Source organism: Desulfatiglans parachlorophenolica (assembly GCF_055394735.1).
Genome location: NZ_AP042460.1, coordinates 1215032 through 1236382 on the forward strand (window position 1 = coordinate 1215032; position 21351 = coordinate 1236382).

Here is a 21351-nt window from a genome sequence, read left to right on the forward strand (position 1 = left end):
GATCAGCCTCTCAACCACAGGGCGACGCGTTCGGCCATTTTATCCGCACGCGCCAATACCCCGGCCAGATCCATCGTCAACAAACGGCGGTCTTCCATGACCATTCGTCCGTCGATGATGACATGGCGGACATCCTGCCCCCGCGCTGCATAGACGACATGTGAACAGGGGTTGTACATGGGGGTCAGATGAGGTTGACGGGTATCGATCATGATGATATCCGCCTTTTTCCCCGGTTCGAGCGAGCCGGTCTCCCGCTCCAGGCCCAGTGCGGCGGCGCCCTGGATCGTGCCCATCCGCAGAACGGTCTCGGCATCCATGACCGTCGGATCCTGTTGGCTGACCTTGTGGAGTTTGGCGGCCGTGTCCATCTCCTCGATCATATCGAGGTTGTTGTTCGAGGCGCACCCGTCGGTGCCGAGGGCGACCGTTATGCCCATCGCCAACATGCGCGGCACCGGTGCGATGCCCGAAGCGAGTTTCATGTTGCTTTCGGGATTGTGAACGACCTTTATGCCGGCCCGCGCCATCGCCGTCAAATCGGCGTCTTCGAGGTGAACCGCGTGAGCGGCAATCAGATGCTCTCCCAGCAAGCCGAGGGATTCGAGGTAGGCAATGGGGGTCGAACCGAACCGGCGCTGAATCTCCGCGCACTCGCTCAGCGTTTCCGCGATGTGCGTGATCAACGGAACTCCATGGCGAAGGGCCAGTTCATTCGCCTTTCTCAGCAGATCGGGACTGCAGGTGTACAACGAGTGCGGCTCGACCGCCACATGGATCAGCGGATCCCCCTGCCAGCGCTCGATGAAGCGCTCGGTGTAATCGAGCGCGTTTTGCACCGAACCGTAGCTCGGAGAATCGAAATCGTAGAGCACTTCTCCCACAAGGCACCTCATCCCCGCTGCTCTGGCTGCCTGCGCCACGGCATCCTCGAAAAGGTACATGTCTGAAAAAGTGGTTGTTCCGGACATGATCATCTCCGCGCAGGCGAGGAGCGCGCCCGCGTGAACGAACTCGGCATCCATCCGGCGCTCGACCGGGAAGATGTAATTTTCGAGCCATTCCATCAAAGGCAGATCGTCGGCCAACCCCCTGAAGAGCGTCATGGCCGCGTGCGTATGCCCGTTGACGAGGCCCGGAAGAACCAGGAAACCTTTGCCGTCGATGATCTTAGCGGCGTCTGAATCTTGGGGTGCGCACCCGTCCAGGTAGACGATCCTGCCCCCTTCGATCCCGAGCCATCCACCCTGAATCAGTTGGGCGTGGGCGTTGCAGGTGATGATCGTCGCGTTTTCGATCAGGATATCATAAGGCATCAGAAGGGATCCTCCTCGATCAATTGCATGATCCGCTTCCAGAGACGGGCCAGTCGGGGACTGGCCTCTCTCGCCTGGGCGATCACTTCGTCAAGGCTGATTTCCTCCATGAGGTCAGGCCTGTTGATATTGGCGAGGACGGCGACCGCCAGGACTTTCATGCCACCATGAACCGCCGCGATAGTTTCCGTCACGGTCGACATCCCTACGGCATCTCCACCGATGAGCCTCAGAAAACGGGTCTCGGCCGGTGTCTCGAGATGCGGGCCGTGAACGGCCACATAGACGCCTTTTTGAAGTTCGAGGCCTTCCTGCAGGGCCGCCGCTGAAGCGAGCCGTTGGAGCTGCGGCGCGTAGGCTCTTGTTAAATCAGGGAATCTCGGCCCCAGCGCATCGAGGTTGGGGCCGGTCAAAGGAGACTTGCCCGTTAGATTGATATGGTCCGTGATCAGCATAAGGTCACCGGGGCAAAACCGGGGATTGAGGCCGCCGGCGGCGCTCGATATGAAAAGGTGGGTGACGCCTAGCAGCCGCATGACGCGGATCGGCAGCGCAATTTCTTCGGCTGCATAGCCTTCATAGAGATGAAAACGGCCCTCGAGGGCGATCAGCCGAATCCCCCCGAAGTTCCCAACAGCGAGCGTCCCGCGGTGTCCTTCGGTCGTTGAGACCGGAAAATTCGGGATCTCCGCATAGGGGATGCGGGTATCCACCTCCAGGGTTTCTGTCACCGCATCGAGCCCCGTGCCTGTAACCATCGCAAAGCGAGGCCTCTCCCCGACTCTCTCCGCCAAAAAACGCCGCGCCGATTCCAATTTCATCAGCATGCAAAGATTCCTTTCTTGAGCGTTATGCCTCGGCAGCTTCCATCCGGAAACGCTCTTTTTAGCCCATCCCGGCGTCAATCTGCACGTTTGCTTGTGCGGCGACCACCAGGTCGCCTCCGCGCAAACGCTTGATTTCCTAAACATTGACCAAAAATCCTCATTTCCGGATGGGGGACTGGATCGTGCTGGATCATCTTTTCCATGTTGGAAACGGGGTTGTGCTGGACGATCATCTCGATAGGGACACGTGACAAACCAAAATTAAAAGTATACCACTTTCAGGGTCGGCACTCCAGCATAACCCTCCGCCATAGAGAATACCTCGAATGCCGCTCCCTCAAGAAGTGTCCACCCGGAAACGGTCTTTTTGGCCCATCTCGGTGTCGATCTGCAGGTTTGCTTCTGCGGCAATCTACGGCTCGCCTCTGCGGTAAGCGATTGATTTCATGAACAGTCGCCAAGCACCTCCATTTCAGGGTTGGAACCTGGTTCGTGCTGGATAAGGCCTTTCCGAATGGCCCGGGAAGGGCGCCGCCCAGGCCCAGGATGCTCGAAACGGGTTGACATCCCTGATATCGGCAAATAGAATCTCGGGTTATCCCCAATTTGGAGGTGATTTATATGACGACGGAAATCCTGAGGCCTTTCCGGCTGCACGATTTTGGTCGAGGGATCGGGATCTGCATTCTCCTGGCGGCTCTTGTTCCGGTTTTCTTTCAAACGGTTCCTCAAGCTCCAACCCATTCTGGCAGCCAACCTGACCTTTGCCTTCTAACCTTTTCGCCCGATGCGTTTTTCAGAGAAGAGGCACTGATCCAAGAGGAAGCCCCGGCGGAGAAGCCGGAACAAATTCCCTATGCGAAAGGCAAACCGGTCGTTCCGCATCTCAAGCCGCTCATAAACTCGGCTGCAGAGCGTTATGAGGTCGACCCGCTGCTTATCAAAGCCGTCATCATGGCCGAATCGGGCTACAACTCGAGGGCTGTTTCCCCAAGAGGGGCGGCAGGTCTGATGCAGTTGATGCCCGAGACCGCTGAATCGTTGGGTGTCAGGGATATCTACAACCCGGCCCACAACATCAATGGCGGCGTCCGATATCTCAAGAGACTGCTGGACCGGTTCAAAGGCAATGTAGAGCTTGCGCTTGCTGCTTATAACGCCGGATTGGGCGCGGTGCTGGAGCACCGAGGGATCCCACCGTTCAAAGCCACGCAGGCCTATGTGAAGAAGGTTTTGGGATATTACCAGTATTACCAAGAGCGCCATCTCGAACAGATGGAAGCCGCCCGGGATTCCGAAAACGCCTGAGCGGGACAGGCCTTCGCCGCCCAGGGTCATTGACGCTTCTGCCAGGCCAGGCAAGCAAGGTTTCAGCAGGTCCCCCCGGTCTGTCAATCAGCAACCCGTCCGGCGCGTAATCCCTTCATCACAGCGGAGGCGCCGGAACGCCCGTGGGAGGAATCAGGGTAAAAACAGTCGACTGGAAAGGCTTTTTTGCCGGGGACCCTCTCCCGCGGCAGCCAGCTTGATCTTCTTTACCCCCACGCTCATGTACCCCGGCCCGTTTCCACCTGGAAAGGTTTGTATGGCCAATTTCTGACTTGACCATCGTGCCTCCGCTCATATAAAACTGCGTCAAAACTCATTGCGAGGGGATCTTCCATGCAACCCAGCCTTAGTGGAGGGCAAGCCGGCCTGATCGAACAGGTCATTGCACCGGGGCTTTGCGTCGGCTGTGGAGCCTGCGTCGGCCTTTGCCCCTATCAGGAATTCAAGGACGGACGGATCGTGGTGATCGATCGGTGCCATGCGGAGAACAGCCGCTGTTATCAGATCTGCCCGCAGTGCGGCGGCGGGCCCGAAAAGGCCGGATGCGCCGAAAACGACGCATGCACGCCCCCCGGGATCGGCGTGTGCCTCGAAATCCACATGGCCAGAGCCAAGGATGACGCGATCACTGCTCGAAGTCAATACGGCGGTATCATCTCGTCGCTTCTCATCCGGGCACTCGAAACAAGGCTCGTCGAAAGCGCCGTTCTCACCACGAAAGGGGCATCCGATGCGCCGGCGGGAACCCTGGCCCGGAGCCGGGAAGAGATCCTCGTCTGTGCAGGTTCCCGCTACAGCTCCGCCGGGGCATTGGCGGCGGTGAACCGCGCCTTCGGTAATGGGAACAACCGCATGGCCGTAGCCGGGCTTCCCTGCCAGATGTTGGCCCTTGAAAAGATGGCCGGCGTCCAGCCTGACGGTGCCGAACGAAGCCGGGCTGTCGCAGTCAAGCTTGGCCTTTTCTGCACATGGGCCCTCGATTACCGCAGGCTCAGAGATTTTCTGAAGGGGAAGGGGATTGACGCGCCCGTCCGCAAATACGATATTCCGCCGCCGCCTGCGGCGCGTTTCGATGTCGAAACCCCTCAGGGTCTGAGAAGCTTCCCTCTGGACGATATCCGGCCGGCCATCCAGAAAGGATGCCGGATTTGCCGGGATATGACTGCGGAATGGGCGGATATTTCGATCGGTGCCGCTGAGGGATACCCGGGCTGGAACACCGTTCTGGTCCGGACGGAGACCGGCCGACAGCTCTTCGCGGATGCGTGTGCCGCCGGTCTTCTGGAGCATCGGCCCTTGCCCGACGCCAATCTCGAACACCTCGGGGAAGCGGCCCGAAACAAGCGTCGGAGAGGGGAAGAGGCCCTCTCCGAGCTTCGCGGAGGTCGATCATGAACCGTATCGCAGCCTTTCATGCAGGCGAGAGAGTGCTTCTTCAGGGGAACGAGGCCATTGCGCGCGGGGTCCTGGAGGGAGGGGCGGTTTTCTGCGCGGCCTATCCGGGAAATCCCTCCTCGGAGATCCTCGAAACCCTGGCCGAGTGCAGCAAAGACCTGCCGATGTATGTCGAGTGGTCGACCAACGAGAAGGTTGCGCTCGAGGCGGCGACAGCCGCCTCCTTCGCGGGGTGCCGCGCTGTGGTCAGCATGAAGCAGAACGGCGTGAACGTCGCCTCCGATTTTCTGACCAATCTGACCCTGTCCGGCACCAAGGCGGGCATCGTTCTCATCTCGTGCGACGATCCATCCGGCATCTCCAGCACAAACGAGGAGGATGCGCGGCTGTTCGCGCGTATGACGGACATCCCGCTCCTTGAGCCCGCAACGCCCCAGGAGGCCCTGGAAATGACCCGCTGGGCCTTCGAGCTTTCGGAGGAGATCTCAAACGTGGTCATGCTCAGGAGCGTATCGAGGCTTTCTCACACGCGCTCCTGCGTGCAGGTGGGAGCGCTTCCCGCTCTCGAGACGCGCCCCTGGTTCGACCCCAAGCACGCCTTCCACACGTTTCCGGTCGTCGCCAAGCACGCGGAGCGCCACCGGAAGCTCGAGAAGGCGGCGCGCCTCTTCGAGGAATCGCCCTTCAACGACTATGAAGGTCCTGAAAAGCCCGAGCTCCTGGTGATTGCCTCCGGCTGCGCCTGGAGCTACGCATCCGAGGCGCGAGACCTGCTCGATCTCGGCGCAAAGGTCGGGATCCTCAAGATGGGGACCACCTGGCCTCTTCCAGCAGAACTCGTCGCGCGGCACCTGGAACGATCGACCCGTGTCCTTTTCGCCGAGGACGTCGATCCGTTCGTGGAGGACCTGGTCAAGACGCTCGTGGCCGATCTGGGCGCGCGCATCGGGGTCCGTGAGTTTTTCGGGAAGAACTCGGGGCATATCCCGGCGTGCGGGGAGTTGACCCCCGCGCACCTCATGGAGGTGATGGGGGCGTTTTTCGGGATCGACTGGCGGGATGCGACTTACCGTCATAAGGTGGCGGCGCTGATCGGCGATTCGCTCCCGCAGCGCGAGTTCGGCTTCTGCCCGGGCTGCCCGCACAGGGGATCCTACTACGCCATTAAAAAGGCTCTCGCTTGGGACGGCCGGGACGGGTTCGTCTCGGGCGACATCGGGTGCTACACGATGGGCATCTGGCCCACGGGTTTCAGTCAGGTCAAATCCGTTCATGCCATGGGCTCCGGCATCGGTCTGGCCTGCGGGTATGGTAAGCTGACTACCCTCGGGTTCGATCAGCCTGTGGTGACGGTATGCGGGGATTCCACCTTTTTCCACGCGGGGTTGCCCGGGCTCGTCAACGCGAAATTCAACCAGGCGGACATCCTGCTTCTCATCCTGGACAACAGCACCACCGCCATGACGGGTTTTCAGCCTCATCCCGGGACTGGAAGGACAGCCATGGGGAACCCTACCGAACCGGTTGACGTAGAGGCCTTGTGCCGGTCGCTGGGGATCACGGTGGCCGTCGCCGATCCTTACAGGATGGAAGAGACTGCCGAGACCCTGTACAGGTTGATGCAGCAAGGGGGGCCGCGTGTTTTGATCCTGAAGCGAAAATGTGCCCTTGTTCAGGGGAGGGAAGGGGGGTTCCCCTTCCGCATGCATGTGGATCAGGAGAAGTGCCTGGGGGAATCCTGCGGCTGCAACCGGTACTGCACCCGTATCTTCCGCTGCCCCGGCCTCGTCTGGGACGAGGAGATGCAGAAATCCCGGATCGATGAGGTGATCTGCGTGGGCTGCGGCATCTGCGCCGACATCTGCCCGCAATCCGCCATCATCCGTGAACCTGAATAGTTTCCATCCGGAAAGGGTCTTTTTGGCCAATCTCGGCGTCAATCTGCACGTTTGCTTGTGCGGCAACCCACAGGTCGCCTCCGCGCAAACGCTTGATTTTCTTGATATTGGCCAAACCGGGACCCGCCGCGGAGCGGTGGGACTGAGCGGCGAAGCGGTGAAGAAACCGGGACCCGCCGCGGAGCGGTGGGACTGAGCGGCGAAGCGGTGAAGAAAAATCCTCATTTCCGGATTGGAAACTGGGTTGTACCGGGAAATCATTTCTGGATAGACACTAAATAGACCTTTCCGGCAGACGGCGTATTTGATTACGCTTACGCATACCGAGGGAATCATGCTGTTGAATCTGATCATTACAGGGGTAGGCGGCCAGGGGAATGTCCTGGCCTCGCAGATCCTCGGCCGCGCCGCGGTCAAGAAGGGGCTGGAGGTGACCATCGGGGAAACCTTCGGTCTTTCCCAGCGCGGCGGACCGGTCATGAGCCACGTGCGCCTCTCGGATGAGCGGCTCTACAGCCCGATCATTCCGCCCAACCGCGCGGACGTGGTGGTGGGGCTCGAACCGCTCGAGACCGTCCGGATCCTCTCCGAATTCGGGAACGACGACTGCACCTTCATCGTCAATGCTCGCCCGATCTACCCGTTGAACGTTATCGCCGGAGATGTCGCTTATCCCGATTCGGACTGGATGCGTGCAACGCTCGAGGCTTGCGCCAAAAGGCTCTACTGGCTCGAAGGTACACGCCGGGCGATCGAGCTCGGCGGACCGATCATGCTGAATATGGTGATGTTGGGCGCCCTTTGCGCACTGGAAGGCATGCCGGTCGTGCCGGCTGACGTCGAGGCTGTCATCGGAGAGCTCTTCCCGGCCTCAAAGCTCGAACCGAACCGTCGGGCCCTTCAAACCGGCCGCGAGATGGTCCTTTCCTATGAAAATTGATCTTCATATCCACTCGCGCACCTGCTCGGACGGCAAGATGGAGGCAGGAGAGATCCTGCGCGAGGCACGCCGCCGCGGGATTACGATGCTCTCCATCACGGACCACGATTCGGTCGAGTGTCAGGAAAGCATCGAAGCGGCAGCCGGGCAGCTGGGCCTGCGGTACCTGACCGGGGTGGAGCTGAACATCACCTTCTCGGATCCGGCCTACCGCGGCGGCAAAGCGGTTTCGCTGGATCTCCTCGGCTACGGCTATGACGCCGCCGATCAGCGGCTTCTCGACAAGACCTTGCAGTTGAAGGCCTTCCGGCGCACCCGCGCGGAAAAGATCCTCGAACGGATCAATGAAGAATTCGCCCGCGAGGGGAGGGCGCCTTTCGCCGCCGAGGACATGGAGGCGATCGAGGCGACGGTCGACGGCAGCTTCGGCAGGCCTCATATCGCCCATTACATGGTCCGGAAGGGTATTGTCCACACCCGCCAGGAGGCCTTCGACCGCTATCTGGTGCGCTGCGATGTCCCCAAAATGCCCCTTTTGCTGGAAGAAGCGGCCGAACTCGTCCACGGAGCGGGCGGCCGCCTTATGCTGGCCCATCCGAGCGACCCCAATGGAACCTCGCTCTTCGCCCTGACCCCGGATCTGAACGAGCAGCAGGAGATCATCCGCCGGAGGCTGCTGCCCTACCTGGACGGGATCGAGTGCTGGCACTCGCGCCACGACCCCGGCACCACCGCCGCCTACCTTGCCTTTGCCCGCCGGGAGGGGCTGATGGTGACGGGCGGTTCGGACTGTCACCAGGACCCGGTCATCATGGGGAATATCCAGGTGCCGCTCTATGTCGCGGAGCAGTTCGGGGTTCATCTCGAAAGGAGGACCGCATGAGCGCCATGATCGACGATCTCCTCGACCCCGCAGCCTTGCCGGATGAAACGGGCAGCGTTACCCTGGTCCAGACGCACATCTCGCTCGTCTTTATCGCCGACGCCTTCGTCTACAAGGTGAAGAAGCCGGTCGACTTCGGTTTTCTGGACTTCACGAGCCTCGGCAAGCGCGCGCATGCCTGTCGTCAGGAGGTGCTTCTCAACCGCCGTCTGGCGCTTGAGATCTACGAAGGGGTGGTCCCGGTCGTCTTTGACGGCTTCAGACACCGCGTGGGCGCCGAGCGCGGAGAGGTGGTGGACTATGCGGTGAAGATGCGCCGGATCCCGGAGGAGCGTTTGATGAAGGCGGTCTTTCGGCGCGGTGAACTGAACGAGAGGCATCTGGAGGACATCGCCCGGGTGCTCTCGAATTTCCACCGGAGCGCGCGCAGATCCCCTGAAATCGATACGTTCGGGAGAGCGGAGGCCTTCCGCGTGAACACCGACGAAAACTTCGCCCAGGTCGAAAAATACTGCGGGATCAGCATCGACCGGCCTCTGTTCGAGGCGCTGCGGCAGTGGACCGACGTCTTCTACCGCGCTCAGGCGGCGCTCTTCGAGGAGCGCATCGCCGCCGGGAAGATCCGCGACTGCCATGGGGATCTCCATATGGAACATATTTGCTTGACCGAAGGAATCCCCATCTTCGACTGCATCGAGTTCAACGACCGTTTCCGTTACAGCGATACGCTCGCCGACGTCGCATTCCTGATGATGGACCTCGACTATCACGGGGGCGGCTCGTTCTCCGAGATCTTCTGGGATGCCTATAGAAGATTCGCAGAAGAAGGCGATCGGCACGACCTCTTGACGTTTTACAAGGTCTACAGGGCGTTTGTCAGGGGAAAGGTCATCAGTTTTCAGCTGGACGATCCCAACATCCGGAATGAGGCCAAGGAGAAGGCGGCCCAAACCGCCCGGGCCTATTTCGAGCTGGCTGGAGGCTACATCTAGATCCATCCGGGAAGGTCTTTTTTTCACCGGCTTCGCCTGATCTATCCCGGACCCCGGGCCCGGAGGCCGGTGCTTCAGAGCGGAAATTTTTCCATGAGGTGAGTCGAATATGCGTGAACCCTTTGTCCCTTTTATGCAAAATAACCTGGAGCCTCGAAGCGTCCTGATCGCCTGCGGGTTGCCTGCGAGCTACAAGACCGAGACGACCGAAGTCATCGCCGATCTGCTGGGCTACACGATCCTGCGCTCGGATCTGATCCGCCTGGACGTCCTGAAGAACGAGGACATCTTCGACGAGAAGGTCGCCTCCAACTTTCAGAAGCGGACCCTTGTCTACGACGAGATGTTTCGACGGGCGCACGAACTGGCCTCGCAGGGCCAAGGCATCATCCTGGATGCGACCTTCGTCACCCAGGCGCTTCGAAGGCGGGCTGGAGAGGTAGCCGCCGGGGCCGGAATGAACCTGGTGATCCAGCAGACCCAGTGCCCCCGAGAGGTCTCGCTCCGGCGGATCTCCAATCGGACCAAGGAAAACTACGAATCCAATGCGCTGACCGAACAGGCCTACGACAACAATGTGAAGAAGTTCGAACCGGTCGACCTGAATGACCTGCTGGGTCTTTTTCCGACGACACCGTTGATGCACCTGCTGGTGGACACCTCATCCGACCTCACCGAGGAATGGTTGGTGATCGACCGGCAAAAGAGGCCATGAACGAGCGGATCGAGTTGCAGAGAAGACGGATTGCCGCGGCGCGGGGAGAGAGCCCTGCGGACCTCGTCCTGCGCGGTGGTTCGGTCGTCAATGTCTTTTCGGGGGAAATCGCTGTCCGCGATCTCGCGGTCAAAGACGGGGTCATCGTCGGACTCGGGGAGGGTTACCTAGCGGCCGAAGAGCGGGACGTTTCCGGAAGCTTCCTTTTGCCTGGATTCATCGAGGGGCATCTGCATATCGAAAGCAGCATGATGATGCCTCGCTCGCTTGGCGCTGCCCTCGTCGTACACGGTACCACGGCGCTGATCGCCGACCCCCACGAGATCGCCAATGTCATGGGCATGGACGGTATCCGCCTGATGCTCGAGGACAGCCGCGATATCCCCTTCGACTTCTTTTTCATGGCGCCTTCCTGCGTACCCGCCACGCACATGGAAACCTCCGGGGCAGAGCTGCACGCAGGGGACTTGGCCCCCCTTCTTTATGAACCCCGGATCCTGGGCCTTGCCGAAATGATGAATTTCCCCGGGGTCCTCGCGGGCGACGAAGAGGTCTTGCGCAAGATCGATCTCTTCCGGAATCGCGTCGTGGACGGACACAGCCCCGGCCTGACGGGAAGGGATCTCCAGGCCTATGTGACCGCGGGGATCGGTTCGGACCACGAAAGCTTCGCCTTGGCCGAGGGTCGCGAGAAGGTGGAGGCGGGAATGATGCTGATGATCCGGGAAGGGACCAGCGCCCGGAACCTCGCCGCGCTGCTTCCACTCGTCAACCGGGCGAACTGGAATCGCTTCTGTCTGGTGCACGACGATCTGCACGCCGAAGACCTTGCGGAGCGCGGACATCTCGACCACCTTTTGCGCAGGGCCGTGCAATTGGGGCTCGACGCGGTCACCGCGGTCCGCCTGGCAACCATCAACCCCGCGCACTATTTCGGACTGCGTCGGAGAGGGGCCCTTGCGCCCGGATATCGAGCGGATATCGCCGTCGCAAAGGAACTCGAGAGCTTCGAGATCCAGGCTGTCTACAAAGATGGGATCCTGGTGGCGGAGGAGGGACGCTTGACCGGCATTCAACCTTGGGGCGTCACCGACCGGGCTCCGGTTCGTCCGCCTTTCCCCGAACCGCTTCGAATCGCCCCGTTCACGCCCGAGCGCCTCGGCATGCCCCACCCGGGCGGTGAAGCGCGTGTGATCGGGCTCGTCCCCGGTGAGTTGATCACCCGGGTTTTGACCCTGCCCGTTCCCGCCGTGCAGGCCCGGGTGCAGACCGACGTCGCGAACGACATCCTCAAGCTCTGCGTCGTCGAACGGCACAAGGCAAGCGGGCGGATCGGGCTCGGCCTGGTTCAGGGTTTCGGCCTCGAGCGGGGCGCTCTGGCATCGTCCGTGGCCCATGATTCCCACAATGTCATTGCGGTCGGCGTCGACGACGCCTCGATCCACCAGGCCGTTATGCGCGTTCGGGATATGGGCGGCGGACTGGTGGTGGCTGCTGAAGGCCGCGTTCTCGCAGAGGTCTCTCTGGAGGTCGCGGGACTCATGACCCGAGCGCCTTTCGAGGAACTCGTTCAAAAGATCCGGGCAGCCAAAGACCGGGCCTCAGAACTCGGCGCCACGGTCCCCGAACCCTTCATGGCGCTCTCTTTTCTTGCCCTGCCGGTTATCCCCGAACTCAAACTGACCGATCAAGGGCTCGTCGACGTAAACCGCTTTGCGGTCGTGCCGGTCTTCCCTGCGCAGGGACAGGGCAACGGCGCCTCCACCTCCTCTGGCCAGGCCCATGAAGAACGGTAATCTCCAGAGCGCTGTGAAGCCGCAATCCTCGGTGGGCATCATCTACAAACACCACCACGAGCCTGCGCGTCAGGCGGCCATGGAGCTCGAGAAATGGTTCCATGAGCGTGGCATCCGGGTCTATACGGAGGAAATGGTTGCGGTCGGGTCTCGCTACCACCCGGAGGAGGAAGCGACCTCGATCCCCAAGACGGTCGATTGGGTGGTGGTGCTTGGGGGGGATGGCACGCTGCTCGGTGCAGCGCGACAGGTGGGGCGGTACGGCGTTCCCCTCCTTGGCGTCAATCTCGGCGGATTGGGCTTCCTGACGGCGACACCCCTCCGCGACCTCTACAGCGTCATTGCCCTGATGATCGCCGGCCGCCTGGACGTGGAAAGGCGCTCTATGCTCGAGACCCGCGTCCATCGCGGGGAGAGGGAGGTCTGCCGTTTCCAGGTGCTGAACGACGTCGTCATCAACAAGGGCGCCCTGGCGCGGATCATCGACCTCGATGTCTGCATCGACGACGCCCTGCTGACGACGTTTCGCGCCGACGGACTCATCATCTCCACCCCCACCGGATCGACCGCCTACAATCTGTCGGCTGGAGGACCTATCGTCTATCCGACGCTCGAATGCTTCATCCTGGCGCCCATCTGCCCCTTCACACTGACCAACCGCCCGATTATCGTACCGAGCAGAGACACGACCATCCACATCACCATGGGTAAGGAAAGCGAGGAGCGGGTCCTGTTGACCTTCGACGGCCAGATCGGGTTTGAACTGCGGTACGGGGACGAGGTCTCCATCGCCGAGGCCGGTCAGGGGATCCGGCTGCTGCTGCCGCCTTATCACAACTATTTCAAGCTCCTGCGCCGTAAATTGATGTGGGGCGGGGCCACCTTCAATGGCAAAAGAGACCAGTAAGCGCCTCTTCCGGGTCGAGCGCCGCGAGATCAGCTACATCCGTTATACGCTCGAATCCTACGATGGGATGGCTGCGGTGACGACCCTGGACCCCCGCGAGGCCTTCATATCGGTCAGTGTGGCCCCCGGGTGCGAGGCGGAGGTCGCCGAGTTGATCGCATCCCTCAAAACAGGGGAAGGACTTTTGATCGAAGAACTGGACGCGTTGAAAACACCCGATGCAGCGGGGGAGGATCGCCCAGCGCAGACCTCGCTCCGGCAGCAGATCGCTGCGCCCGGAAAGGGCGGCTTCCACATCGTCACCATGGGCTGCCAGATGAACGTCTATGACTCCGACACGGCCGCCCGCATGCTGATGAGGGCCGGATGGGAGCCTGTCACCGACCCCCGTAACGCCCGCCTGGTCCTGATCAACACCTGTTCGGTGCGCGAAAAACCGGAGCACAAGGCCGTCAGCATGCTGGGCCGGATGGCCTCCCTCAAGAACCGGCGCCCCGACATGATCCTCGGGATCATGGGGTGCTTCGCCCAACAACGGGGTGCGGAACTCCTCAGGCGCTTCCCGACCCTGAATCTGGTCATGGGCCCCCGTGCCCTCGGCACTTTCCCGAGCCTTCTGGCCCGCCTCGAAGAGGATCCCGCTGAGCCCCTGGTTGCAATCGGCACATCCGATTTTCCGCTCGACCCCGAGCCGGAGGACGGTTTTTTCAAGGGGAGGGTGAGCGGGTTCATCGCGGTCATGCAGGGGTGCGACAACTTCTGCACCTATTGCATCGTCCCGTATGTGCGAGGCCGGGAGCGATCGCGCGACCCATCCGATATCCTTGCCGAGGCCGATGCCCTCCTTGCGGAGGGCGTCAAGGAACTGACGCTTCTGGGGCAGAACGTGAATTCCTACCGCTGGGAAACCGGTCGGATCCGGCGATTCCCCGATCTCCTGCGCGCGGTCGCGGAGCGCGAAGGGCTGCTGCGCCTGCGCTTCACCACATCCCATCCGAAAGATCTCTCCGACGACTTGATCGCCTGTTTCGGAAACCTCCCGACGCTTTGCCCCCATATCCACCTGCCGTTCCAGGCCGGGAGCGATCGGATTCTCAAGCGCATGGGGCGCCGCTATTCACGGGAAGATTACCTTCGGCTGGTGGAGAAGCTGCGCGAGGCGCAGCCCGCCATCGCGTTGACAAGCGATGTGATGGTCGGGTTTCCCGGCGAGACCGAGGAGGACTTCGAGCAGACGCTCGACCTGATCGAACGAATCCAATTCGACAATCTTTACTCCTTCAAATACAGCGACCGACCGGGAACGGCTGCCGCGGACATGGATCGAAAGATCCCGGAAGCGGAAAAGGCGGCGCGGCTCGAAACGTTGCAGGGCATCCAGGAGACAATCACCCTGCGGCGGAACCAGGCGTTGATCGGCTCCGTCGTCGAAGTCCTCGTGGAGGGGGAAAGCCGCCGCGGGACGCAGCTCTCAGGCCGCACGGGCTGCAATAAGGTCGTCAATTTTACTTATAGTAAAAAATGGTTGAATAAGATTATTAATGTTTTAGTTAAGGAATCCTTTATCCATTCCCTGCGGGGTGAAGCCCTCGAATGAGGATGAGACGAAACCCAGCCTTACCCGGGTCTTTTCGAGCGGCCAGAAGACGCATAAGCCATGGATAACCATCGAAAAAGGGCAATCGACCCACAAAGAGAACGCTTTCTCCTGGTCGATGACAATCCGTATATCCTGAAGGTCCTGCAGGAAGCGATCTCCAGTTGGGGCTATCCTGTCGACACGTGCTCGGAGCCGGAGCAGGGGCTGAAGAAACTCAAGAACGGTTTGTACACCTTTCTTGTGGCTGATCTGCGCATGCCCCGGATCGACGGCTTCGAACTGATCCGGGAGGCGCGCCGACTCCGGCCGGAGATTTTGTGCATAGCCGTCACCGGCTACGCCCAGGACTACGGGTATATGAGTGCTGTCCAGGCGGGTGCGACGGATTTCCTTCGCAAGCCCTTCGAACTGGAGGAACTGCAGGCCAAGATCCTGCGCGCCGTCATCGAACGGGATCGGGCCCTCGAACTCTTGACCCTCTCGATCACCGATACCCTGACAGGGCTTTTCAACCGGAGGCATTTTTATAAGGTCCTCGAACAAGAGATCACCCGGGCGGCCCGGCAAAAATATCCGCTTTCACTCGTGCTCCTGGATCTCGACGTATTCAAGGCCTTCAACGACCGCTACGGGCATATAGCCGGAGACCGATTGCTCGAGCGTGTGGGCGGAGTCATTCGAAGCCGCATCCGCGATGGGGTCGATTCAGCCTATCGCTACGGCGGCGACGAGTTCGCTGTCATCCTCGTCGACGCGGACGCCCCGATAGCCGAGCGGATCGGCATGCGCATCAGGAGCGGGGTACAGGAAGAGTGCAACATCAGCGTGACCCTCGGACATGCCGTGTTGGCCGACGGCATGAATCCGGAGGCCCTGATCGCGCTGGCGGACAGCCGTCTTTATCAGGCTAAAGGGGTTGCGCTGAACGGCGATGGGGTCGCACCATAAGGCCGCCCTGCCTGGAGTGACGATTTTACGTCTGATAATGTATATTATGTAAACTTACCCCTGGCTGGATTTATCCTGGTGCGGCCGACGGCCCATCCAGGCGGAAAACGGCGTTGTTTGCAATATTATCAGCAGGTTGCTCCCTACGCGAATGCGATCGTGCATCGCGGGCGCCTCTTCAATCCGCAGCCAAATGCGTTTCGCTCTTTTATCCTCTTGACATTCAGCCCGGCAAATAGTAGAAACAACGATCTTATTTCTGGGAGGTTACGTGAATGGGCAGTGTGGTCAAAAAGCGGCGGAAAAAGATCAGAAAGCATAAATACCGTAAGCTCAAGAAAAAGATGCGGCATAAAAACAAGTAACCCCTTCCCTTCGGGGAAGGTGGTCACCCATACAAAAAGGCAGGCCGGGGTTGATTTCCCCGCCTGCCTTGCTGTTTGGTCATGGGTGTTTCGGGACCGGAACGATGTCCTGTCAGCTTTCAAGAGATGCCGCCAGGCCCTCGAGGGGACGCTGTGTATTCGATCCGAACCCCTCGGACGCAGGCTCTCTCTGAGTTCCCTTTAGATTAGATGCTATCTTGAGCAGCCCCTCAGGGTTCAGGGTGTGCTCTTTCAGCGGTTCACTCATCGGTGTCCCCGGATGGGAGCACCGAATCGAATGCGGTGCCCCATCGCTTTCGAGGCGCTTATCGGCTACTTCTGGCTGTAGTCATACCACCCGCCGCCGGTTTTCCGTCCGAGCTTGCCGGCCCTGATCATGGTTTTGAGCAGATTCGGCGAGACCCATTTCGATTCCTTGTTCAGTTCCTTATAGAAATACTCCGTCACGAAGTAGGCGATGTCGATCCCCGTCAGGTCCATCAGTTCGAAGGGACCCATGGGGTAATTCAACCCGTTCTTGACGGCGACGTCGACGTCCGGGATGCTGGCGATCCCCTCTTCGACGATCTTGATCGCTTCGAGCATGTGCGGAATCATGATCCGGTTGACGATGAAGCCGGGGGAATCCTTCTTGACCTCGACCGTGATCTTGCCCATCTTCTTGGCGAGCGCGGTCGTGGCAGCCACGGTCTCGTCGCTGGTCGCAAAACCCCGGATGACCTCCACGAGTTTCATCAGGGGAACGGGGTTGAAAAAGTGCATGCCGCAAACCTTGTCGGGCCGTTTGGTGGCCGCGGCGATCTCGGTGAGCGACATCGAAGACGTGTTGGAGGCCAGGATCACTTCCGGCCGGCACACTTCATCCAGTTCTTTGAAAACGCTCTTCTTGAGATCCAGGTCCTCGATCACCGCCTCGACCACGAAGTCCACATCCTTGAGCTGCTTTATATCGGTGGTGCCCTTGATGCGACCCAGGACGGCGTCCTTTTCGGCGGCTTGCATCTTGCCTTTTTCGACGCTCTTGGTGAGGAACTTCTCGATATTCTTCATGCCGCGCTCGACAAAAACATCCTGGACATCGCGCAGCACCACGTCGCAGCCGATCAATGCCGCAGTCTGTGCAATACCGTTACCCATCGTTCCGGCTCCAATCACGCCGATTTTCTTGATCTCCATAATCCTTGTCATCCTCCTTCTCGACTTCGCATGGGTTTTCCGCGCAGGTAGGCGGCTTCCCGCCTTCTGCCGTTACGATTTCCCGGCCGGGACATCCGGCCGGGACATTTCTCGCTGCCCCCGTCTCCGCACGAAGACCGCATGACCTTCTTCTTCGATTGGGGCGCCGAGACCGTCGCCGTCCATTTCAGAGCACCTGAGGCTCTTCCCGGCGTCTCCCCGCCCTCGGGCCGGAGGCATATCCCTCGTTCTAGGCCTGTTCGACCCGTTTCACCTCAGGCACATTGTGCTTAAGGATCTTTTCAATTCCCATCTTGAGGGTCATCTGGGACATGGGACACCCGCCGCAGGCGCCCATCAACTGCACCTTCACGACGCCGTCCTCAGTCACATCCACCAGTTGCACATCTCCCCCATCGGCCTGAAGCGACGGGCGGACCTTCTCCAGCGCCTTTTGAACCTTCTCTTTGAGCGTCTCCATGGTAGGCCTCCTCTCCTTGACATTAAAAATTGGTTCATAACACAAATTCAGGAGGGAGACCAACCAAAAAAGCGCTTTACCCGGCCGTCCAGGAAGGCCTTGAGGCCCTGCGAATCGCCGGGCGACCAGCCGAAAGACTCGCGCCATACCATATCCGATTCCATGCAGAGGTAAAGGCCCAGATCCGGGTACCATCGCTCGAGGAGGGCGGCCATCCGGGCGTAGAGCCCGACCCGGATCGGCCGGAAGAGGCGCAGCTTCCCGTCCAGCCCCGTCACGAACTCCCCGTCGAGGACGCAGGTCCCGGGGTGGCGGCGGAGGATGATCGGTTTGAGCTGAGGCATGCAGCGCATGCTCCCGAGGCTGATCCAGATGATCCCTTTCGGGTCGATATAGCGGTCCATCAGCTCGACCGTCTGCGCATACCCCTCCTCCCAATCGGGATGTTCGACCATCGGGTCGAAATGAAACCCCAGGGTGAATCCTTCCTGCTGACAGAGACGGGCAGCCTCGAGGCGCTGTTTCAGGCCCGCGGCGCGCTTTTCTTCCCGGGCGGCGATATACGGGGCATTGAGCGACCAGGAGACGATGATCCTTTCTCTGACATCGGAGCGCAGGAGCCCTTCGATGTGATCCGTCTTGGTCTTGAGTTCCAGGATCGCATTGCGCCGGCAGGAGAAAAACGGCGGCAGGGTCCGCGACCAGTCCGTCAGCGGATCGAGCGCCAGGCTGTCGGTGAATTCGCCGGTTCCGACCCGGAAGATCTCATCGGGATGCGCGTCGATTTCGGCCAGCACGGGCGCGAGGTTTTCCCCCAGATTGCTGAAGACGCGCAGGTTCGGCTGATTGAAGTAGGCCTGCAGGATGCAGTAGCTGCAGTCGAGCGGGCAGTTGGTCCCCACATGGAGGATCCGGTAGCCGCAGCAGATATAGTGGCTGGTGCCGGGGCAGGGTCTCAGGAAAACGCCCTTGTTTCTCAGGATATGGAGCACGTCCTTGCCGAGGTCATCGGCCGGACCGCGCCGTAAGGTCGGTCCGGGCAGCGCGGAAAGCCTCTCGGTCATCTGTGCCGCAAGCGGGTCCCCTGCACTTTCCGGCTCGACGATCGTCTTGCGGATCGGGTAAAAGCTCATCGCATCTCCTTCCAGGAAGGGAGCCGCAATTCCTCCAGCCCGTCGATTCCTTCGATATCCCTGAGCATTTCTTTGAGCTCGCGCCCATCCTTGAAGGCCATTTCGAGCCGAAGGGTCTCCTCCTCGAAAAACGGCGGCGCCTGGAGACGTGCCCCCCTGGGGAGCGGCAGCCTGGCGATCCGCCGATGAAACGCCTTGGCTGCGGCGGCGAACCGCGGGCTGCGACGGCCCTTGAGGTAGGCGAGCACGGCCTTTCCCCGCTGGGGTCCATTCAGCGACCTGTCTTCGAGGATCGCCCCGAGCGCCTGGGATCCAAGGAGAGCCTCAAGCTGGACCGATTCGATGCGTATTATATCATCTATTAATTCTATTAATTGCATCTGATTATTAATGCTTAAACTTAGATTTTTGATGATGCCGTGGATTGCGATTCGCTCCTTCGTACCCCGAGCGAGCAGGGCACGAACGGCGGGGACGCTGAGTTCGCCGCAGGCCAGGGACTCCTTCAAAGGCGGCTCCAGGCTCGAAGCCACCGTGATATACAACTGGACCGTCTCCGTACGGGGCGCAAGCCCAAAAAGCGGCGCATAGACACGGCTGAGGGCGTCGATAGGCTGATGCTCGGCGAGGCGCGCGAGCGCCATCCCCGCCTCCACCACGTTGAAGCCCCGCGTTGCGAGGTTATCGTGCAGGTTGATGAGCAGCCACTCGCTCGTGCTCCGCTCATCCGGCTGCAGCACCCGGCAGGGGACCTCGGGCAACCCCAGCCGGCGTGCCGCCGCGATCCGCCGAAAACCGCAGACGATCGGCCAAGGTTCGGAAGCCGTTTCCAGGACCAGCGGCGGTTGAACGATGCCGACGGCCTCGATCGAACGGACCAGCGCATCGGTCGAAAAGCCGTAGCTCATGGTGAAGGGCCCCGGCTCAGAATCGAAGCGGCGGAGCGGTTCTTCTCGGATCTCGTTTCTCATGTCTTTCCTCCAGATGCCTTCCTTGCATCCCTTCCTTCTTTTCTTTGACCAAATGATTTGCGTTTCTCCTGAAGCAAGCGTATCATGCCGCACCATATGCAGATTGCACGGGGAAACCCCTTCCCTGCGATCCGCGCCCCCCGCATCGATCACCACATCCGTGCCTCTCCTTGCACGGGGCACGCTTGTATGCCCGGCCTGAAAACGCGTTTTTTGCTGACAGCCCATGCTCACTCGGAAATATATATCCAGACGCCGAACAGATGTCATCAAGATAGTATCCATCCGGAAATGCTTCATCCAGCACAACCCGGTTTCCAATCCGGAAATGAGGATTATTCTTTGCATGTTTCGCCTGCACAGTCCCATTCGGCCGGAAGATGATTTTGCCGGCCGAAAAACAGTACAAACATCCAGCGAACAGGGAGGGATTGCCATGAAGGGGAGAAAGAACGCCGCTCTGAAATTCATCGGGTGTCTGGTTCTTGCAGCCTGCTTTCTTGTCGCATATGCAGGGCCGGCCCCTGCCGGGGAGCCGCCGCTCAAGGTGGGGGTCGTGCTCCCCCTGACCGGCAAACTCGCCAAATTCGGGGAGATAGAACAGAAATCCTTCCTGATGGCGGCCGAGGAGATCAACGCCGCCGGCGGGATCAACGGCAGACCGGTCCAGTTGATCATCGAGGATACGACCGGGAAACCCGACGTCGGCCGATCCGCCATCGAAAAGCTCATTTCAAAAGACCAGGTCCTCGTCGTCGGGGGCGGCTATTCGAGTTCGGTGACCTGGGCCTCCGTCGCCGTCGCGCAGCAGCGGAAGGTCCCCTTCCTCGTCAACACCGGTTCGGCCGACAACATCACGGAGCAGGGCTGGGACTATATCTTCCGCCTCAATCCCCCCGTAAGCGAATACCCGCAGGCCCTCCATTCCTTCCTCGGGGAAAAGGCGGAGATCAAGTCGGTGGTGATCCTGCACGAGAACACGCTCTTTGGCCAGTCAGGCTCCAAGGAGTTCATGGAGCAGTGCAAGGCGTTCGGTCTGGATGTGCTGATGAAAGAAGGCTACGAGGCCGGCGCGGTGGATTTCAAGCCCCTGCTCGTGAAGATCAAGTCCAAGGATCCGGACATCATCTACATGATATCCTACGTCATGGATGCCGCCCTTCTCATGCGCCAGGCCAAGGAGCTGAACCTGAATCCGCGGCTCTTCGTAGGCGGCGGAGCGGGTTTCACCCTCCCGGAGTTTCAAACCAATGCCGGGGAAGCCTCCGAGTTCGTGTTTTCGGCCACCCTGTGGACCCCCTCCGTGCCCTATCCCGGCGCCCGTGAGTACTACGACAAGTTCTTCGGGAAGTACGGGACACCCACCGAGTATCACGGCGCCGAGGCCTATGCCGCTATGTATGTCATCGCCGACGCGCTCAAACGCGCCCCGACGTTCACCCCCGAAGGCGTGCGGGCCGCCCTCGCCGAAACGGACACGATGACCGTGTTCGGACCGGTCAAATTCATCTCCTACGGCAAGATGACCCAGCAGAACAAACTCCCCACGTTTCTGGTGCAGTGGATCGAGGGCAGGCTCGAGACGGTCTGGCCCAAAGACGTGGCTACCGCCGAGCCTGTCTACCCCTTCCCCCCCTGGGACAAGCGCTGAGGCGGCA

At 60.4% G+C, this 21351-nt stretch carries 21 protein-coding genes; 14 read left to right on the forward strand and 7 right to left on the reverse strand.

What is annotated here, in order from left to right; genetic code table 11:
• Nucleotides 1–2 precede the first annotated feature (2 nt).
• The gene (locus ACZ500_RS05745; protein ID WP_464231557.1) at nucleotides 3–1316 is read right to left on the reverse strand and encodes an amidohydrolase; all 1314 of its coding nucleotides are present in this window, start codon (nucleotides 1314–1316) and stop codon (nucleotides 3–5) included.
• Nucleotides 1316–2143 carry a purine-nucleoside phosphorylase gene (locus ACZ500_RS05750; protein ID WP_464231558.1) on the reverse strand — a complete coding sequence of 276 codons (828 nt, stop codon included), beginning with the start codon at nucleotides 2141–2143 and terminating at the stop codon, nucleotides 1316–1318. Before ACZ500_RS05750 ends, ACZ500_RS05745 begins: the two co-directional genes overlap by 1 nt.
• A 621-nt stretch (nucleotides 2144–2764) precedes the next feature.
• Here ACZ500_RS05750 and ACZ500_RS05755 point away from each other — a divergent pair.
• The 13 genes from ACZ500_RS05755 to ACZ500_RS05815 all read left to right on the forward strand — a co-directional run bounded on the left by ACZ500_RS05755 (nucleotide 2765) and on the right by ACZ500_RS05815 (nucleotide 15911).
• Nucleotides 2765–3451, forward strand: a complete 687-nt coding sequence (locus tag ACZ500_RS05755) for a lytic transglycosylase domain-containing protein (RefSeq protein WP_464231559.1) — start codon at nucleotides 2765–2767, stop codon at nucleotides 3449–3451.
• Nucleotides 3452–3805: 354 nt separating this feature from the next.
• On the forward strand, nucleotides 3806–4867 hold the full coding sequence (locus ACZ500_RS05760) for a Coenzyme F420 hydrogenase/dehydrogenase, beta subunit C-terminal domain (RefSeq protein ID WP_464231560.1): 1062 nt from the start codon (nucleotides 3806–3808) through the stop codon (nucleotides 4865–4867).
• On the forward strand, nucleotides 4864–6765 hold the full coding sequence (locus ACZ500_RS05765; protein WP_464231561.1) for a thiamine pyrophosphate-dependent enzyme: 1902 nt from the start codon (nucleotides 4864–4866) through the stop codon (nucleotides 6763–6765). The genes ACZ500_RS05760 and ACZ500_RS05765 overlap by 4 nt, the downstream gene beginning before the upstream one ends.
• Nucleotides 6752–6961, forward strand: coding sequence for a hypothetical protein (locus tag ACZ500_RS05770; protein ID WP_464231562.1), 210 nt, complete (start codon nucleotides 6752–6754; stop codon nucleotides 6959–6961). Before ACZ500_RS05765 ends, ACZ500_RS05770 begins: the two co-directional genes overlap by 14 nt.
• Before the next feature lie 138 nt (nucleotides 6962–7099).
• A complete protein-coding gene (locus ACZ500_RS05775; RefSeq protein ID WP_464231563.1) occupies nucleotides 7100–7705 on the forward strand; it encodes an indolepyruvate oxidoreductase subunit beta in 606 nt (201 codons plus the stop codon).
• Entirely contained in the window at nucleotides 7695–8588 is an 894-nt protein-coding gene (locus ACZ500_RS05780) for a PHP domain-containing protein (protein WP_464231564.1), read from the forward strand. Before ACZ500_RS05775 ends, ACZ500_RS05780 begins: the two co-directional genes overlap by 11 nt.
• Nucleotides 8585–9580, forward strand: coding sequence for a phosphotransferase (locus ACZ500_RS05785; RefSeq protein ID WP_464231565.1), 996 nt, complete (start codon nucleotides 8585–8587; stop codon nucleotides 9578–9580). Before ACZ500_RS05780 ends, ACZ500_RS05785 begins: the two co-directional genes overlap by 4 nt.
• A gap of 133 nt (nucleotides 9581–9713) precedes the next feature.
• On the forward strand, nucleotides 9714–10295 hold the full coding sequence (locus ACZ500_RS05790) for a P-loop nucleotide/nucleoside kinase family protein (RefSeq protein WP_464231566.1): 582 nt from the start codon (nucleotides 9714–9716) through the stop codon (nucleotides 10293–10295).
• Complete coding sequence (gene ade / locus ACZ500_RS05795; protein ID WP_464231567.1) at nucleotides 10262–12091, forward strand: adenine deaminase; 1830 nt, start codon at nucleotides 10262–10264, stop codon at nucleotides 12089–12091. The genes ACZ500_RS05790 and ade overlap by 34 nt, the downstream gene beginning before the upstream one ends.
• Nucleotides 12078–12998: an NAD(+)/NADH kinase gene (locus tag ACZ500_RS05800; RefSeq protein WP_464231568.1), complete on the forward strand. Its 921-nt coding sequence runs from the start codon at nucleotides 12078–12080 to the stop codon at nucleotides 12996–12998. The genes ade and ACZ500_RS05800 overlap by 14 nt, the downstream gene beginning before the upstream one ends.
• Nucleotides 12979–14595: a tRNA (N6-isopentenyl adenosine(37)-C2)-methylthiotransferase MiaB gene (miaB, locus tag ACZ500_RS05805; RefSeq protein WP_464231569.1), complete on the forward strand. Its 1617-nt coding sequence runs from the start codon at nucleotides 12979–12981 to the stop codon at nucleotides 14593–14595. The genes ACZ500_RS05800 and miaB overlap by 20 nt, the downstream gene beginning before the upstream one ends.
• 60 nt (nucleotides 14596–14655) lie before the next feature.
• On the forward strand, nucleotides 14656–15546 hold the full coding sequence (locus ACZ500_RS05810) for a diguanylate cyclase response regulator (RefSeq protein ID WP_464231570.1): 891 nt from the start codon (nucleotides 14656–14658) through the stop codon (nucleotides 15544–15546).
• Nucleotides 15547–15821: 275 nt separating this feature from the next.
• Nucleotides 15822–15911 carry an AURKAIP1/COX24 domain-containing protein gene (locus tag ACZ500_RS05815; protein WP_084517006.1) on the forward strand — a complete coding sequence of 30 codons (90 nt, stop codon included), beginning with the start codon at nucleotides 15822–15824 and terminating at the stop codon, nucleotides 15909–15911.
• A gap of 112 nt (nucleotides 15912–16023) precedes the next feature.
• Here ACZ500_RS05815 and ACZ500_RS05820 read toward each other — a convergent pair whose 3' ends face one another.
• The 5 genes from ACZ500_RS05820 to ACZ500_RS05840 form a co-directional block, all read right to left on the reverse strand.
• Complete coding sequence (locus tag ACZ500_RS05820; protein WP_464231571.1) at nucleotides 16024–16179, reverse strand: hypothetical protein; 156 nt, start codon at nucleotides 16177–16179, stop codon at nucleotides 16024–16026.
• 65 nt (nucleotides 16180–16244) lie between these two features.
• A complete protein-coding gene (locus ACZ500_RS05825; protein WP_464231572.1) occupies nucleotides 16245–17108 on the reverse strand; it encodes a 3-hydroxyacyl-CoA dehydrogenase family protein in 864 nt (287 codons plus the stop codon).
• Between the two features lie 250 nt (nucleotides 17109–17358).
• Entirely contained in the window at nucleotides 17359–17589 is a 231-nt protein-coding gene (locus ACZ500_RS05830) for a NifU family protein (protein WP_464231573.1), read from the reverse strand.
• A gap of 47 nt (nucleotides 17590–17636) precedes the next feature.
• Nucleotides 17637–18722 carry an SPL family radical SAM protein gene (locus ACZ500_RS05835; RefSeq protein WP_464231574.1) on the reverse strand — a complete coding sequence of 362 codons (1086 nt, stop codon included), beginning with the start codon at nucleotides 18720–18722 and terminating at the stop codon, nucleotides 17637–17639.
• Nucleotides 18719–19693 carry a ParB/RepB/Spo0J family partition protein gene (locus ACZ500_RS05840; RefSeq protein ID WP_464231575.1) on the reverse strand — a complete coding sequence of 325 codons (975 nt, stop codon included), beginning with the start codon at nucleotides 19691–19693 and terminating at the stop codon, nucleotides 18719–18721. Before ACZ500_RS05840 ends, ACZ500_RS05835 begins: the two co-directional genes overlap by 4 nt.
• Before the next feature lie 436 nt (nucleotides 19694–20129).
• Between ACZ500_RS05840 and ACZ500_RS05845 the strand changes: the two genes are divergently transcribed.
• Nucleotides 20130–21344, forward strand: a complete 1215-nt coding sequence (locus tag ACZ500_RS05845; RefSeq protein WP_464231576.1) for an ABC transporter substrate-binding protein — start codon at nucleotides 20130–20132, stop codon at nucleotides 21342–21344.
• The last annotated feature ends 7 nt before the right edge of the window (nucleotides 21345–21351 follow it).